Source organism: Bradyrhizobium pachyrhizi (assembly GCF_029714545.1).
Classification (GTDB): domain Bacteria; phylum Pseudomonadota; class Alphaproteobacteria; order Rhizobiales; family Xanthobacteraceae; genus Bradyrhizobium; species Bradyrhizobium pachyrhizi.
Map to the genome: position 1 here is coordinate 7,935,487 of NZ_CP121667.1, position 16,006 is coordinate 7,951,492.

Genomic DNA, 16,006 nt, shown 5'->3' on the forward strand with positions numbered 1-16,006 from the left:
CCATCGACGACGACGATCTATTTCGTAAATGATCGGACAAGAAGGTCAGTGATGGCATCGAGACAGTTGCATCCTATCGCGGTGCTCGATCCGTTCGGATCCCCGATGATGCCGTTCGCCGAGATCGACTTGATCCCATCGGCCCACATCAAGCGCAGCTCGCCTTCCGAGAGAGCACCGCGATATCCGACCTCAAAGCGCTTTTGTCTGACGCTCTCAGGGCGCAAGACCATCATGAGCGATGTTTCCGCGATATCCGCGTGTCCGCCCACCGCGTCCGGATTGCCACCGCCATTCTGGACGGCAAGGCGCCAGCGGTCGATCCACGCGATGGAATCGCAGAACGCGTCGATTTCGACGTCATCCGACATCGCCTCGCGCAATCGAGGGAGCATGTCCTTGAGCACGGGAAAATTTCCGATATGCCCGGAGAACAAAAGAATGCGTTTGAAGCCGTGCTTGGCGAGGCTCGTACAGTAGTCGAGGCATATCGCTTCGAGAGTTTCCGCGCGAAGTGAGATCGTCCCCGGAAATGCCAGATGATGAGCGGAGCACCCCACCGTGACGGTCGGCGCGATCAAGGTGGCTCCGAGATCGCGGGCGATGCGCTCCGCCAGCGCATTGGCATGATCCGTGTCCATGCAGAGCGGCAGATGCGGCCCATGCTGCTCTACGGCGCCGCAAGGGATCAACGCTGTCGTATATTCGTTCTTGAGCGCGGTGACGACGTCCTCGAAGCTCATGAGTTCCAGGCGGATTTGATCTGACTGGCGCGCGACGTTCATACTATCCGCCTCGCGTGTTCTTCGAGAGGAACCGGGTGCGGGCCTCCGCGGAGCTGTCGCCAGTCAGATAGGCGTCGAGGTCCCGAACGGTCATCTCCTCTAGCGCCGCGTCGTCCATCCGCGCCGTCAGGTTCAGTGAGCGCTTGATCGCGGCGAAAAGCTTCTGGTCCTTGCCACGCAGCGTCCGGCAGACATCCACCGCCCGCGCCATGACCTCGGCGGTCGGCACGATCTCGTTGATGGCCCCGATCTCCATCGCCTTGCGGGCATCGACGAGTTCGCCCCAATAGAGCAGCATCTGCGCCTGCCGCAATCCGAGCCTTTCGCTAGCCTTGCGCATGCCCTTGGTGGCGGGAAGCAGGCCGTGATTGATTTCCGGAAACGAGATCCTGCACTCTGCGTTAGCGACGACATGGTCGGCATGCAGCAAAAATTCCAGCGCGCCGCCGACGGCGTAGCCCCGCACGGCGCAGACGATCGGTCCCGGATACTGCTCCATCGCACACAGCAGGGCATGGAATATTCTGATGCGCGGCGCTGCCGTGTCGCCCGCCGCGACCTCCTTGATGTCGCCGCCGGCGCTGAAGAACCGGTCGCCCTGTCCCGTCAGCACGAGGCCAGGTGGTACGTCCTCGGCTGCCAGAGCACGAACGCTTTCCAGCAAGGCCGCGGTGAGATCGAAATTCACCGCATTTGCCGGCGGACGGTTCATAGTGAGTGTGACGAGGTCACCGTCGCGTTCGCTGACGAGAATGCCGCTTGTGTCCATGTATGAAACCCAAAATTGCTCACATGCCGAGAAATGCGCGTTGCACATCCGTGTTGTTCAGCAGTTCATCGCTCTGCCCCTGCAGCACGACACTGCCATTTTCCAGGACATAGCCGCGATTGCTTAGCGCCAGCGATTTCGCGACATTCTGCTCGACAAGCAGCACCGTGATGCCTCTTTGGTGCAGCGACTTCACCACGTCGAACATCATGTCGGTCACGGCCGGCGACAGACCGATCGATGGTTCGTCGAACATGACGATCTCGGGCTTCGACATGATCGCCCGCCCGATCGCCAGCATCTGCTGCTCGCCGCCCGAAAGCGTTCCCGCGAACTGGCGTCGACGCTCGCAGAGGCGGCCGAACAGCCCGTAGACGAATTCGAGCGCTGCGTCTTGATCGGCTATTGCCCGCTTCAGCGATCCCCCGATCAAGAGGTTCTCTTCAACCGAGAGCGCCCCGAAAATCTGACGGCCCTCGGCGACCTGGGCGATTCCGAGTTCGCAGATGTCCCATGGCGGCAACTTCGTGATATCGACGCCGTTCATCCTGACGCTGCCGCTAAATGACGGGACGATGCCCGCGATCGACCTGATCAGGGACGTCTTGCCGGCCCCATTTGCGCCGACGACGCAGATCAACTCGCCCTTCCTGATTTTAAGGGAGACGCCGTTCAGGGCGTTCGATCCATCATATGCGACGCACAGGCCGTCGACCGAAAGAAGAGTGTCATCAAGCATGGAAGCCGGTCCCCAGATAGCTTTCCAGCACCCGCGGGTCGTTCACCACATCGTGGGGCCGTCCCTCCGCGATCTTCGCGCCATGGTGCAGGACGATCACCTTCGACGCGACTTCCATCACGATCCGCATGACATGCTCGACCAGCAGGATCGTCAGTCCGCCCTCCGCCAGCTTCTGCAACACGTGGACGACGGCCGCGGCCTCGGTCGGCCGCAGCCCAGCCATGACTTCATCGAGCAACAGCAGTTTCGGTCTAGTCGATAGCGCCTTGGCCGTCTCCAGCATCTTGCGGTCCGGCAGCGTCAGCTGATCGATCCGGGCCTTCGCCTTGCCGGCCAGGCCGACGCTTTCGAGCGACTGGAGCGCGGTCAACCGCGCCTCACTCACGCTCTTCGTCCAGCTGAACGCGCCCACCATCGCATTCTCGAGGACGGACATATCCCGCATCGGTCTTACGATCTGGAATGTCCGCGCGATCCCCATCCTGCAGACGCGCTCGGGCGGCGTGCGCTCGATCGAGCGCCCCTCGAACAGAACCTTGCCGCTGGTCGGTTTGAGCGCGCCCGCCACGAGATTGAAGCAGGTCGTCTTGCCCGCGCCATTGGGGCCAATGAGCGCAGCAATGCGACCAGGTTGCAGCGTGAAGCTCACATCATTGACGGCGACCAGGCCGCCGAAGGATCGGGTGATATTCTGGACCTCGAGCAGACCCGTCATTCCTCGACCTTTCTCGGCTGCGGGAACCACGGGCGCGACGGCAACTGCACGCCGCTGAAAAGCCGAACCATCGTAGGCCAGATTCCGTCCGGCAGAAACCAGACGACCGCGATCAGGATGACGCCGTAGGCGACATTGTTCAGGCCCGGGACGCCGAGACTGTCGCCGAGCGCCCCCATCAGATGATTGAGTGGAATGGCGGCAAGCGATCCGATCAGCGGGCCGAATGCAGTGCCGAGCCCGCCGACCACCGGCCCGATCAGAACCTCGACGGACACGCCCATGCCCATCATCGAATCCGGAAATACCGACCCCTGCACAAGCGCCAGAACTCCGCCGCCGACCGCCGCCGTCGCGGCGGAAATGGAGATGACTAAAATCTTATGCCGAAAGGTGCGAACGCCGAGCGCGCGGGCCGCCTCGTCATCGTCCCTCATCGCACGCCAGACATAGCCGAGATATGAGTGGGAGATGATCTCGGTGCCGATTACCCCCAAGGCGGAGAGCGCAAGCGCGACGAAATAATAGAAGCGCGCATCGCCACGCAGCATGAGGAGATCGGTCGTGCCGTTTGGAGCCTGAAAGAACAACCCCTGCATTGCGCCGACAAATTCCCAGCCGCCGAACATGATGCGGGCGAATTCGGCCGCCGCGATGGTCAACAGGGCAAAATAGATCCCCCTGACTTCGAAGCGGAAGCTGAGCCAGGCCAGCACGGCGCCGACCGCGCCGGCAATCAGCATGCCGACCATCAGGCCGATCCATGGCGAAACCCCGTATTTGATGTACAGGACCGCCACAGAATAGGCTCCGAGCCCGACAAAGAGCGCGTGACCGATCGAGAGCTGGCCGCCGATGCCGAGCATCAGATTCCACGACTGTCCCATGAAGGTGAACAGCAGGACAATCGTCATCAACGAGATGATGTAGGAGTCGGACAGGATGCCGACCAGCGCCAGGGCAACGAAGACCGATGCCCCGGCGAGCCAGCGCTTCATGCCGTTCGCATCGTCAGATTTCTTTGGCACCGAAGAACCCTCGTGGGCGGAAGATCAGGATGATGATTAGGAGCGCATAGGGAAGCGCCGTCTTCATGGACGGGGTGAACAGGAGCGCCGCGATCGCCTCCGCCACGCCGATGGTCAGCCCGCCGAGCAGCGCGCCGCCGAAACTGCCGAGGCCGCCGACGATCACGGTCACGAAGGCCAGCAACGTGAAGTCGACGGCCAGATAGGGGTGAGCGTCGAATAGCGGCGAGATCAGCGCTCCGGCGACGCCGGCGCAGGCGGCACCGATGCCGAACGTCACCGCGTAGATCCGCGGGATATTCAAGCCCACGATGAAGCCGCCGAGGCGATTGTTGGCCGCCGCGCGCACCGACCGGCCGAATGAGGAATACTTCAGATAGGCGCCAAGCAATGCGATCAGCAGGCCGGCGGTTCCGGCGGCCTGCAGCCGGGCCAGGTCGAACGTCAGGGGACCAAGCGACACTGTGTGGAACGACAATTGCGAAGCCGTTGGCCGCGGATCCGGGCCGAATGCGATCAGGAGAAATCCGCTGAACAGCAGCGACAGACCGATAAAGACAATGAACTGGTAGTGATGCGGACGATTGACGAACCGCTTTACGATCAGTGTTTCCAGCAGATAGCCGAAGACGAACATCACGAGCGCAGCGATCGCCGCCGCCGCAATGATCGGCACGTCCCAGATGCGGACGGACCAATATCCGAGATAGACGCCGAACACGACCATCTCGCCATGGGCGAAATTGACCACGCGCATGACGCCGAAAACGATAGTGAGGCCGAGCGCGATGAGTCCGTAGACAAAGCCGAGCAGGACACCACTCGCAAGAACATTGAGCCAGAGCGACAGCATCAGCGCGCTCCGGCCGATGCGGGAACCGGTTCGTGTGCCTTTGGTACGGCGAAACACCCCTTGACGTAGAGAAGCGGTTCGCGGTCGGAATTTACCGCCTGCGCCACGACCTGACCGATGAAAATGGTGTGGCTTCCGGCATCATGCGCCGCGAGAACACGGCAATCGAAGCTGCAAACCGCCCGGATCAGGCTCGGTGCACCGGTGGTCAGGTGTTGCCAAAGGCCGTCGGTGAAGCGGACATCGCCCTTGCTGCCGTCCTGACCGGAAAATGTCTTCGCGAGCGCGAGATGCTCCTCTGCCAGGATGTTCCAGCAAAACACCCGGCTATCCCTGATCGTATCATGCGCTCCAGCCGACTTGTTGACACAGACCAGCACGCTCGATGGCTCGGTCGATACCGAACAGCCGGCCGTCAGCGTCAGACCATGCCGCCCCGGCCTTGCACCGGTCGTCACGATCGAGACGGCGCCCGGCACATTGCGCATCGCATTTCGAAATTTTTCAGCGTCAAGCGAGGACGCTTGTTGGATGGACATCGGCAATACCTGCAAAGTCATGTTTGTCATGGGCCTCGTGGTGATGATCGAGGATCTTTCGGCATTTCGTCTCCTATCAACTGCGCGCAGGCTGAAAGAACTGGATGTCGTTGCCGCGCGGATCGCGGATATGCGCTACCCGACCATGAGAACCCATGTCGCGAATGGCACCGATGGCTTTGCCACCCGCGGCTTGCGCGCTTGCGACCGTCGCTTCCAGGTCATCGACCTCGAATACAGGAACGGCGCCCCGTGATTGGTCTGAAGCAGACTCGCTTGGACCGGCGATGCAAAACGCGCTCGTGTCGCTGACGAACTGTATCCACCTCCCGGCATCCGCGAAGCGCACGCTCAGACCGAGCGCCTCGTAGAACCTGGCCAGATCTTGCGGATCGGCGGCAGTCAAATAGACCTGTTTGAGCCTCACGTGCTTCCTTCCGTCCCGTCTGTGTGACAGCGCGCCATATTTTTTGCGCGCGGGATTATTCGGCGATAGTTGTCGCTTTCGGTCGGAATTTGTGTTCGAACAGGCCGCTGCCTTGGGCATCGATCAGCATTTTATGCTGATCGCGCAGCTCGCGATCGCGCTTTCATTCTATTCGGTGAATTGCAGACGCCCGTCTTCAAGCGTCAGTGCCGCTAAGGGGCCAGCGCATCGCTGGCGTGGATAATTCGCACGCAATTGATCGCACCTCGCGATCGACCGTCGCTTCGGTGCTTCATTCCTCGGTGGGCTGGCGTATTTCTTGAACGAGCTAGAACTTCTTGTTTCATACGACCTCGATGCCGGAGAGCCGGACCCATGACGTCATGCGACGACAAGGTGAGATGACGAATGAGGTCGATGCTGCGACAACGAGATTTCCGTCTCCGTCGCGGTCGTCGCCGGTCAGGACGACGAGTTCACCAAGTGCGAAGACTCTCAGGCCTCGGTAAAGGGAGCGTCATCGCCGCACTGCTATGCTACGATCGATCGTCTGTCGCTCGCGCGGGAAGGGCCCGCCCTGGCCGGGCCGATGACACACCGGCCATTGGTGGCGCGGCTACAGGACGCCCGTCGAGTGATGCGCGAATTCGCGGAACATCTCGCTATCTCCCCGCGACTGGGCGGCGGCGTCATAGCGCAATTTTGTCGGTCGCTCCTGCCGCGACGAGTTGCACGCCTTCACTGTCACCGGACCGCTGGTGTCGATGGGGAGCACCGTCTTGTGGGATATTCGCTTCAAAGCAAGGTTGGAGCGAATGCTGCATACGCCGGGAATACGCGAGAGCTTGTTGACGATCAGATCTTCCAGATCTTCCACATCGGAGGCCATCACGCGCAGCAGATAGTCGCTATCGCCGGTCATCAGGTAGCATTCCATGACCTGGCTCAGCCGATCGATGGCACGCGTAAAATTCTCCAGGGAGACCTGCACCTGTTTCTCAAGCTTGATCGAGATAAAGGCGGTGACGCCGATACCGAGGACGGCCGGGTCCAACACGGCGATACGGCGATCGATGACACCGAGCTTTTCGAGCGTCTTGACTCGCGCGAGGCAGGGCGACGGTGAAAGATTAACGCGAGAGGCAAGCTCGACATTGGTCAGACTTGCGTTCTGCTGGAGCTCATTGAGAATTTTGATATCGATTCTGTCGAGAGCCGTCGTCGTCATGTCGCTGTCTCCCCGAGGGCAAAACGGTCGCTTATCGAGGCCCCGCCCCGCCCGTTTGTCTCGCGCGGTGACATCTCGATGACAGCGATGCTAACCGCAGTCCAGACTGTCGAATTTCGACAAAGCGACGACTTGTATCGAAAAACAGTCAATTTGCGCTTGCGCTCGCAGCTCCGAACCGGCACGTGTTCGCAGCGAGCTCGCATCACTCGCCTTGCCACTAGGACATCCGGTGTGCCGCGACGAAGTCGGCTGCCCGGAGCGCTTTTGCAATGCTTCCCGCCGGAATCTCAAGATCCGAAACGGCGCTACTGCATTCGGCAAGATTGCGCTGGTATTGAGCGGAAGGGGGCCGGACGATGCAATCAGATTGTCCGGCGTTAAGAGGTCATTGGCCGCCTTCGGCTTGCGCAAGCCATGCTCTGACGACGCCAGTCGAATGATCCAGCACTGCTGGTGTAACGCACCACGGAATCAGCCGCGAACAGCACACGTCGGACAAACACAGATTCACGACGACGACCGGAGGAAATATGCGCTTCCTCGCTAGACTGTTCGCCGCGCTGAGCGTCTCCCTGCTGGCGCATCAACTATTTGAGCCAGGCGACCGGCGCGTCGATATCGAGATTCGCCAGCTCATATCCTCGCCTGAAGTCGACGATATGCTTCTCCATCCAGGATCGTGCGTCGACAGCGTCGCGCCGGCTGAGTGCCTGCAATATCTTCTCATGGGCAAAGACGAGGCGTTCGCCGGCATTCAAGCGCGAGAAGACTTTCAGGAACGCTGGATAGAACAGCTGGCTCATCGGCTCGCGGCTGAGTTGCAATGCGCGGTTGCGTGACGCGCGCGCAATGATCTGATGAAATTCAATGTCGAGCTCGACCAGGCTTCGCTTGTCTTCAAGGGCCGCCCTGGTTTGATCGACGTTGGCCTGCAGAGCAGCCAGCAGATCACTGTCAATTCGATCGGCCGCGCAGACAGCAAGTGCCGGCTCGAGAAAGCTCATACTCTCCCAGAGTTCGAAGAAGGTGATCTCATGGAGCACAATGGCGGCCGTCACCTTGTCCGAGATGTCGGCCTCACGAGGCGCGGTGACGTAGAGAAGCTTGCCACCATCCTGGCGGCGGACGAGACCGTTTTGCTCCAGGACCCGAATCGCTTCCCGGACCGTTGATCTGTGAACGCCAAAGTCGGCCGCCAACGTCGTTTCTGCTGGCACCCTGTCACCGACAACCCATTCGCCGGACATGATTTTGGTTTGGATACTACGGACCACTGTCCGGTAAACGGGTTCACTTCGGGACGCCATTGCTCCCGTATCTTGGTCTGCAAGCATTTTCAGTCCGACAATTATATCAAGCTGCGGCGACAGGTTTTGGCATTATAGCATCTGTGGCCGGCGCTGAACTACAACCATAGGCCGGAATTGACAAAAGATCAAATTGCCTCCAATTATTGTCGGACAATAAATTGTCGGACAATAATTCGGGGAGGAAGTCTTGCGTCACCTATTGGCAGCCTGCGTCGCGATTGCACTCCATCATGCGACGCCTGCATTCTCGCAGGCGTCGAACGACGTGGTGAAGATCGGAGTTTTGAACGATCAATCCGGGCTCTATTCCGATCTCAGCGGCCCCGGATCTTCGGTAGCAGCGAAGATGGCTATCGAGGATTTCGGCGGTGCGGTCCTTGGCAAGCCCATCGAGCTTATTTCGGCAGATCACCAGAACAAGCCCGACGTCGGCAGCACCATCGCACGGCGCTGGATCGACACCGAGAAAGTCGATGCGATTGTCGACGTACCGCATTCCGCTACAGCTCTTGCCGTACTCAGCGTGACACGGGAGAAGCAGAAGGTTCTGCTGCTCTCTGGCCCCGCCTATGTCGAGTTCACCGGCAAGGACTGCTCGCCAACGACGGTCCACTGGACCTATGACGGCTATGCGATGGCTAATGGCACCGCGCGTGCGATGGTCAAGCAAGGCGGCGACAGCTGGTTCTTTCTCACTGGTGACAATGCAGGAAGCCATTCCCAGGAGCGAGAAGCGATGGCATTCGTGCAGAAGGCTGGAGGTACGGTACTCGGAAGCGTCCGTCATCCGCTGAACACATCGGATTTCTCGTCATATCTGCTGCAAGCCCAGCAGTCCAAGGCCAAGGTGATTGGGCTTGCAAACGCGGGCGGTGACACCGTCAATGCCATCAAGCAGGCGAACGAATTCGGCCTGGTGCAAGGAGGCCAAAAGCTCGCTGGCCTCCTGATGTTTATTACCGACGTCAAGGCGGTCGGGCTTGAGCAAGCAAAGAGCCTGGTCATCACCGATGCCTTCTATTGGGATGCGGACGACCGTACCCGGGCTTGGTCTCGCCGATTCATGAAGCTGCACAATGGACGGGCGCCAACCTCGATCCAGGCCGGCGTATATAGTGCGGTCCTGCACTATCTGAAGGCGGTGCAGGCGGCCGGCACCGACGAGGGAGTGGCGGTTACCGCCAAGATGAAGGAATTGCCGGTCCGCGACTTCTTTAGCGACGACTACCGGATTCGTCAGGACGGCCGCCTGGTGCGCGACATGTATCTGCTGCAGGTCAAGGCGCCGGAGGAATCCAAGGAGCCGTGGGACATCTTCAAGGTTCTGGCGCGAATTCCCGGCGACGAGGCGTACCGACCGATGGCCGATGGCCACTGCCCTCTCGTCAAGTAAGGCCGATCGCCGCGAAGCCAGAAGCCCCGGTAAGTCGAACGTGACGGCCGGAACGCGCAACCGATGCTGCAGGAGATGTATCGCTGTGAATGATCTTGATTTCAATGGGAAAACAGTTCTGGTCGTCGGTGGATCGAGCGGAATAGGCAATGCGATCGCGCAGGCGTTCCGTCGGCGCGGCGCTGCCGTTCACATCTGGGGCACGCGCGCCGCGGCGTCGGACTATCGACCCGACGACGGCTCCGATCTGACCGGACTGCATTACGCGCGGATGGACGTCGGCGACTTCGATGCGATCACCGCCTCTGCGCCGCCGCTCGATCGCCTCGACGTGCTGGTGCTTTCGCAAGGGATCGTTCTCTACAATCGGCGCGAATTCGAACCCAAAGGCTTCCAGCACGTCATCGATGTCAATCTCAACAGCCTGATGGTCTGCAGCCTCAAATTTCACGACCTGCTGAGGGCGAGCGGCGGTTCACTCATCATTCTCAGCTCGATGGCCGGCTTCCGCTCGACCAAGGGCAACCCGGCCTACAATGCCTCGAAGGCCGGCGCGATCGGATTGACGCGCACGCTGGGGGAGGCATGGGCCGAGGACGGCATCCGCGTCAATGGCATTGCGCCGGGGCTTATCGAGACCAAGCTGACCAAGGTCACGACCGATCATCCGAAGCGGCGCGAGGCGACAGAGCAGCGCGTGCCGCTGAAGCGGCTGGGACAGCCGGACGACATCGCCGGCACAGCGCTGTTCCTTGCCTCGCCGCTGGCATCCTACATTATCGGCCAGACCATCGTGGTGGACGGAGGCCTGACGCTCGCCTGAATGGTAACGTTCACCGCGTGCCGCGAACACGCGCGTATTCGCGGTCGCGCAACTCGCGACGCCGGATCTTGCCCGTGATTGTCATCGGCAGTTCAGCGACATATTCGATCGCCCGCGGATACTTGTAAGGAGCGGTGACCGACTTGACGTGGTCCTGCAATTCCCGCGTCAGCTCCGCCGCCGGCATCGCGCCATCGCGCAAAACCACGAAGGCTTTCACGATCTCGCCGCGCTCTTCGTCGGGGCAGCCCACCACCGCGCAGAACTGGACCGCCGAATGCTCGGCAAGCGCATTCTCGACCTCGATCGGACCGATACGATAACCGGCCGAATTGATGACATCGTCGGAGCGTCCGCGATACCAGAAGTAACCGTCAGCATCCTTCTCGGCGCGGTCGCTGGTAAGAAACCAGCGCCCGTCCGGACCGTCGATAAAGCAGGCTTGCGTCCTGTCCGGGTCCTTCCAGTAGCCCTGCATCAATTGCGGATTCGGCAGCTTGAGCGCGAGATCCCCTTCCTGTCCTGGCGGCAGGCGATTGCCGAGCCCGTCGACTACGTCGAGATCGGAGCCCGGTGACGGCCGCCCCATCGAGCCATACCGGACCGGCTCGCTCGGATAGTTCAGCGCCACCATCAGGGCCTCGGTCTGGCCGTAGGCCTCGTCGATCCGGATACCGGTGGCGCGCTCCCATCGCTCGGCAACCACCGGATTCATGGCCTCGCCGGCGGTCACAACGCGGCGCAGCCGCCCCAGATCGCTCCGCGACGACACCTCGTTCACGACTTTCGACAGCTCAGTGCCAGGCGCACAGTAGACTGTGACCTGATGCTTGCGCAGCAGTGCCGGACGATCCTTGGGGACGAACGAACCGTCAAAGATGAACGAGCACGCGCCGCAGCTCAGCGGACCAAAGATGATGCTGGTTCCGGCCTTGCTCCAGCCGGTGTCGGCCGTACACCAGATCACCTCGCCCGGACGCAGGTCGAGCCAGTAAAGCGCCGATATCCGCCATGCGTAAATGGCATGCGCGGCGTGCACGACGCCCTTCGGGTGGCCGGTCGAGCCCGACGTGTAATACATGATCGCGGGGTCGTCGGCATCGACGATCGCCGGCTCGGCAACATCGGATGCGCTCTCGAGCTCCCTGTCCCATGCCAGCCAACCAGAGACGGCGCCGAGAGCAATTCGCACCGGTATCGCGTTTTCCACCGCGGCAAACTTGGTGGCCTGCCCGGATCGGCAGATCACGGCCTTCACCTCGGCATTGCTCACGCGGTATTCGAGATCCCGCGCGGTGAGCATCTCGATGCACGGGATCGGCACCGCACCGATCTTCATGATTGCGATCAACGAGACGAACCATTCCGGCAGGCGCGGCAGCATGACGAGGACGCGATCGCCCTTCTCCACACCATGCGCGCGCAACACATTGGCCAGCCTGTTCGATAGCCGCGACAGGTCTGAATAATTATAGGTGCGGGTGTCGCCGGCCTCGTTCTGCCAAATCAACGCCGGGCCATCGTGCTCGCGAGCCCAGCGGTCGACGATATCGGCGCCGAAATTGAAGGTGGCCGGAACGTCCCAGCGAAAATTCGCGCGCAACGCCTCGTAGCGTTCCGCGTCCGGCTCTTTGGTGTGTGTCCATATATCTCGCATTGTTGTTTCCTCCCGCTTGGTGCGGTTCTTGTTTTTCAATGGGGTCGGCGTGTTGCGATCATCTAGTTCCCGCCGTGGGTCAGAATGCGTCGTCCGATCGCCCATCGATGCACTTCGGAGGGGCCGTCATAGATGCGGAAGGCACGGATATCGCGATAGAACCGTTCGACGATCGTGTCGCGCGTCGTTCCCAGTCCACCCAGGATCTGCAGCGAACGGTCAGCAACGCGAGCAATCGCCTCGGAGCAAATCACCTTCGCCATCGAGCTTTCGCTGGACGCCCGATCTCCCCTGTCGAGCACCCATGCCGTGTGCCAGATCGTCAGTTGCGCCAGGTGAATGTCCATCGCGTTGTCGGCCAGCATGAAGGAAACTCCCTCATGCTCGCCGATCGGCCTTCCGAACGCGGTACGGCGGCGCGCGAATTCGGTCGCGATCTCCTGCGCGCGGATTGCCGAACCGAGCCAACGCATGCAGTGCGTGAGCCGCGCCGGCGCGAGACGAACCTGCGCATACCGAAAGCCCTGCCCGACCTCGCCAAGCACAGCGCCGGCAGGAACCCGGAGTCCATCGAAGCGAACGACTGCATGGCCGCCTACAAAGCTCGAATCGATCGTGTCGAGCGTACGCTCGATCCTGATGGCTGGATCGGACATATCCGCAAGAAACATCGTGGCGGCACTTTCGGTCCCATCGCCATGCGCCTTCGCCATGATGATGGCGAATGCAGCGCCTTCGGCGCCGGTGATCAACCATTTCTCGCCATCTATGACCCAGTCATTGCCGTCACGGCGTGCCGTCGTCTGCAACAGACTCGGATCGGACCCAGCACCGGGAGCTGGCTCCGTCATGCAAAAGCAGGAGCGCACCGTACCCGTCGCGAGCGGCCTCAGATAGCGCTCGCGCTGATCGGCGCGAGCAACGACATCGAGAAGATGGATGTTGCCCTCATCGGGCGCGGCGCAATGCAGTGCAACCGGTCCCAGCATGGAGTAGCCCGCAGCGGTGAATACGGCAGCACGACCGATATGAGACAGATGCTGACCGCCATATTCCTCTGGCGCATGCGGCGCAAAGACGCCGGCCTCACGCGCGAGCGCATTCAACTCGCGGCGCAGGTCATCAGTCGGGCCGTGATCCGTCCAGCGCTTGTCCTTCTCGAACGGAACAACCCTGTCCCTGACGAACGCCTTCACGCGATACGCCAGTTCCGACACCTGCGGCGGCAGTGAGAAGTTCATGTCGAGCTCAGCCATTATTAGCCTTCAGATCCGTTTGAGACGTCGCGCGCAATCAAGAGAATATCTTCGCCGAGAGCCGCGAAATCGGCATAGCGGTCGTCCTTCACCGCCCCATTCAGCCATTGGCGGTGCAGTTGCAGAAACACGATCCCGAGCTTGAACAGCGCGAGAACGCGCATAGCAAGCAGGTCATCAAGGTCAGTTCCCGTCAGCGCTGCATAGCGCTCCGCAACCCTGGCGCGTCGCCAAAATCCTGAATTTACCGTGGGCATCTGTTGAAGACGATGCAGCGCCGGCGGATCATTCGGCTCGGCCCAATAGCTGAGCAGTGTCGCCAAGTCGAACAGCGGATCTCCCCGCGTTCCCATGTCCCAGTCGACCAGCGCCACCGGCGCCAGCGTCCGTGGCTCGAGGATGAGATTGTCGAGCTTGAAATCACAGTGAAGCAGCGTCGGCGGGCGTACCCGAAACGTCTGCCGCAACAGCCAGCGAGAGTTGTCCTGCAACAGGGCCTGCAACGCGGCGCCATCGGCCACCAGCACCCCGCGCCTTGACCATCCGGCAATCGCGCGCCCGATGAATCCTTCGGGCCGGCCGAGATCTTCCAGCCCCGCCTCGCGCGCGTCGACGCCGTGGAGCGCCGCCAGCGTCGCAACCAGCATTTCGGAAAGGGCATCGGGAGCACCCTCGCGCCCTTCCAACTGCGACAGATCGGTCCCGCGAATAACGAGGCCGGGGCGATACTCAATCAGTTGAAAGGGAACGCCGATGACGCTTCGGTCGTCGCAGTAGTGCAGGCCTCTCGGGACGAACGGGAGGGCATTGGAAAGTCGCGACAGGATACGATGCTCGCGCTCCATGTCGTGTGCGCCCGGCGGCAGCTCGCCATCCGGCGGACGACGCAAGACGGTTGGCTGCCCATCCAAAACGACGAGGTAGTTGCGATTGGCGAGGCCGCCGGCAAATCGCCGGATCGGCTGCGAGAGGTCGAGACTCATGCCGAAGCCGTTCAAATACCGCGCAAGCCGCTCCCAGCCGGACTGCGCGCTATCCGCAGCCGGCATCAGATCCGCGCTTACCAGTTTCGATCGGACGACCTCCAAGTCCAGGCTCCAAAATCTGCGTTATTGTCCGACAATACACACATCTCAGAAAGTGACGTTCAGGTCAAGGCCTCAATTTCATGTAATTCAGTTCCAAAAAAGCGCTTGCTGAATATTTTATTGTCGGACAATAATTGTCAGATACAGGGGGTCCGACGGCAATGAAGTCAAGGGCGCTATCATGACAACGTCTCCGACCGACCGCAGCAACCAAGCGGTCGTCATCCCTCCTGGTGCACTGGCCCTGCTGCGCCAGCCATCAGTGCATTACGGCGCACATGCCGAAGACGCGGTCGAGCGGCTGGCGAGGGACTGCGGTTCGACCCGCATTCTGCCGATCGTCACGTCGTCATTGCTTCGCAATCCGGTTGTCGAAGCCACGCTCAAGCGTCTCGGACCTTCGGCGCTCCCGGCCTTCTTCGACCTGAAGCCGCACACGCCATTCGACGTCGTGCTCTCGCTCATCGAAACGATCGAACACCAAAATCCCGATTTGATCATTGTGTTCGGCGGAGGGAGCGCAATCGATGCCGTTAAGATCGCTGGCCTTGCGGCGGGTGCGAGAGTTCGGGATCGGGTCGCATTGCTCGGGCTACGTTCGGTGCCCGACAACCTCGGAATCTCTCGCCCCTCGCCTGGAGTGCGCAATATCCCGATCATTGCCGTGCCGACGACGCTTTCGGCGGCCGAATTCGGAATCATCGCCGGCGCGACCGACGTCGAAACCGGCGTAAAGCACATCTTCATGTCCGATAGCCTGGCGCCGAACATGATTGTTTACGATCCGTGGCTCGGCGCGCAGACCTCTCTCGATCTCTGGCTGTCGACCGGTATACGCTCCATTGATCATGGGATTGAGACCGTCCTTTCGCGAGACGGCAATCCGTTTACCGACGCCCTCGCCATGCGCGGATTAGCGCTGTTGCGCGAGGGTCTGAGTGCAGCGCACGTCGATCCCGCCGACGTCGAGGCTCGTCATCGCTGCCAGCTCGGCACCTGGCTCGCGGGCTCCAGCATCGGCCGGGTTCGCTACGGCGCCAGTCACGGACTCGGACATCAGTTGGGAGCAATCGCTGGCGTCCCGCATGGCATGACGTCCTGCGTGCTGCTGCCCGCCGTCCTTGCCTTTAACGCACCGGTATCTGCCGCACAGCAGGCCGAGCTCTCGGTGATTTTTGGCGAACCTGGGAAATCGGCGGCGGATGCCGTCCGCCGTTTCATCGAATCGCTTGGGCTCCCGACCCGGTTATCGCAGCTCAGCGTAGATGAAAGCACCCTGCCGCGGGTCGCGGAGACAGGTCTGAACAATGCGTTTGTCAAAGCGAACTTGCGCCCAATTGAAACGGCAGCCGATATCATGACTATCCTTCGCGCTGCTTGCTGACGCCCC

At 61.0% G+C, this 16,006-nt stretch carries 16 protein-coding genes; 3 read left to right on the top strand and 13 right to left on the bottom strand.

All coding sequences use genetic code 11. From position 1 onward, the window contains the following. Nucleotides 1–17 precede the first annotated feature (17 nt). The 10 genes from QA639_RS37500 to QA639_RS37545 form a co-directional block, all read right to left on the bottom strand. Nucleotides 18–785: a creatininase family protein gene (locus QA639_RS37500; protein WP_283088639.1), complete on the bottom strand. Its 768-nt coding sequence runs from the start codon at nt 783–785 to the stop codon at nt 18–20. Between the two features lies 1 nt (nt 786). Next, entirely contained in the window at nt 787–1,473 is a 687-nt protein-coding gene (locus QA639_RS37505) for an enoyl-CoA hydratase/isomerase family protein (protein ID WP_283088640.1), read from the bottom strand. Between the two features lie 100 nt (nt 1,474–1,573). Further along, nucleotides 1,574–2,293 carry an ABC transporter ATP-binding protein gene (locus QA639_RS37510; RefSeq protein WP_028337500.1) on the bottom strand — a complete coding sequence of 240 codons (720 nt, stop codon included), beginning with the start codon at nt 2,291–2,293 and terminating at the stop codon, nt 1,574–1,576. After that, nucleotides 2,286–3,011: an ABC transporter ATP-binding protein gene (locus QA639_RS37515; protein WP_283088641.1), complete on the bottom strand. Its 726-nt coding sequence runs from the start codon at nt 3,009–3,011 to the stop codon at nt 2,286–2,288. The genes QA639_RS37510 and QA639_RS37515 overlap by 8 nt, the downstream gene beginning before the upstream one ends. Next, nucleotides 3,008–4,039, bottom strand: a complete 1,032-nt coding sequence (locus QA639_RS37520; RefSeq protein WP_283088642.1) for a branched-chain amino acid ABC transporter permease — start codon at nt 4,037–4,039, stop codon at nt 3,008–3,010. The genes QA639_RS37515 and QA639_RS37520 overlap by 4 nt, the downstream gene beginning before the upstream one ends. Continuing rightward, nucleotides 4,023–4,892 carry a branched-chain amino acid ABC transporter permease gene (locus QA639_RS37525; RefSeq protein ID WP_028337497.1) on the bottom strand — a complete coding sequence of 290 codons (870 nt, stop codon included), beginning with the start codon at nt 4,890–4,892 and terminating at the stop codon, nt 4,023–4,025. The genes QA639_RS37520 and QA639_RS37525 overlap by 17 nt, the downstream gene beginning before the upstream one ends. Continuing rightward, on the bottom strand, nt 4,892–5,461 hold the full coding sequence (locus QA639_RS37530) for a flavin reductase family protein (RefSeq protein WP_283088643.1): 570 nt from the start codon (nt 5,459–5,461) through the stop codon (nt 4,892–4,894). Before QA639_RS37530 ends, QA639_RS37525 begins: the two co-directional genes overlap by 1 nt. A gap of 46 nt (nt 5,462–5,507) precedes the next feature. Beyond that, nucleotides 5,508–5,858 (bottom strand): VOC family protein, encoded by a 351-nt coding sequence (locus tag QA639_RS37535; protein WP_283088644.1) that lies wholly within the window; start codon nt 5,856–5,858, stop codon nt 5,508–5,510. A gap of 616 nt (nt 5,859–6,474) precedes the next feature. Beyond that, a complete protein-coding gene (locus QA639_RS37540) occupies nt 6,475–7,086 on the bottom strand; it encodes an Lrp/AsnC family transcriptional regulator (RefSeq protein WP_283088645.1) in 612 nt (203 codons plus the stop codon). 590 nt (nt 7,087–7,676) lie between these two features. Beyond that, nucleotides 7,677–8,336 carry a FadR/GntR family transcriptional regulator gene (locus tag QA639_RS37545; RefSeq protein ID WP_283088646.1) on the bottom strand — a complete coding sequence of 220 codons (660 nt, stop codon included), beginning with the start codon at nt 8,334–8,336 and terminating at the stop codon, nt 7,677–7,679. A gap of 262 nt (nt 8,337–8,598) precedes the next feature. Between QA639_RS37545 and QA639_RS37550 the strand changes: the two genes are divergently transcribed. Beyond that, entirely contained in the window at nt 8,599–9,792 is a 1,194-nt protein-coding gene (locus tag QA639_RS37550; RefSeq protein ID WP_283088647.1) for an ABC transporter substrate-binding protein, read from the top strand. 85 nt (nt 9,793–9,877) lie between these two features. After that, nucleotides 9,878–10,615 (top strand): SDR family NAD(P)-dependent oxidoreductase, encoded by a 738-nt coding sequence (locus QA639_RS37555; protein ID WP_283088648.1) that lies wholly within the window; start codon nt 9,878–9,880, stop codon nt 10,613–10,615. 10 nt (nt 10,616–10,625) lie between these two features. Here QA639_RS37555 and QA639_RS37560 read toward each other — a convergent pair whose 3' ends face one another. From QA639_RS37560 to QA639_RS37570, 3 genes are all read right to left on the bottom strand, one after another. After that, nucleotides 10,626–12,272 (bottom strand): acetate--CoA ligase, encoded by a 1,647-nt coding sequence (locus QA639_RS37560; protein ID WP_283088649.1) that lies wholly within the window; start codon nt 12,270–12,272, stop codon nt 10,626–10,628. A gap of 62 nt (nt 12,273–12,334) precedes the next feature. After that, entirely contained in the window at nt 12,335–13,468 is a 1,134-nt protein-coding gene (locus tag QA639_RS37565) for an acyl-CoA dehydrogenase family protein (RefSeq protein ID WP_283088650.1), read from the bottom strand. A 62-nt stretch (nt 13,469–13,530) separates the two neighbouring features. Further along, the gene (locus QA639_RS37570; protein ID WP_283088651.1) at nt 13,531–14,616 is read right to left on the bottom strand and encodes a phosphotransferase family protein; all 1,086 of its coding nucleotides are present in this window, start codon (nt 14,614–14,616) and stop codon (nt 13,531–13,533) included. Nucleotides 14,617–14,797: 181 nt separating this feature from the next. On the opposite strand from QA639_RS37570, the gene QA639_RS37575 reads away from it, so the two are divergent. Then, a complete protein-coding gene (locus QA639_RS37575; protein ID WP_283088652.1) occupies nt 14,798–16,000 on the top strand; it encodes an iron-containing alcohol dehydrogenase in 1,203 nt (400 codons plus the stop codon). The last annotated feature ends 6 nt before the right edge of the window (nt 16,001–16,006 follow it).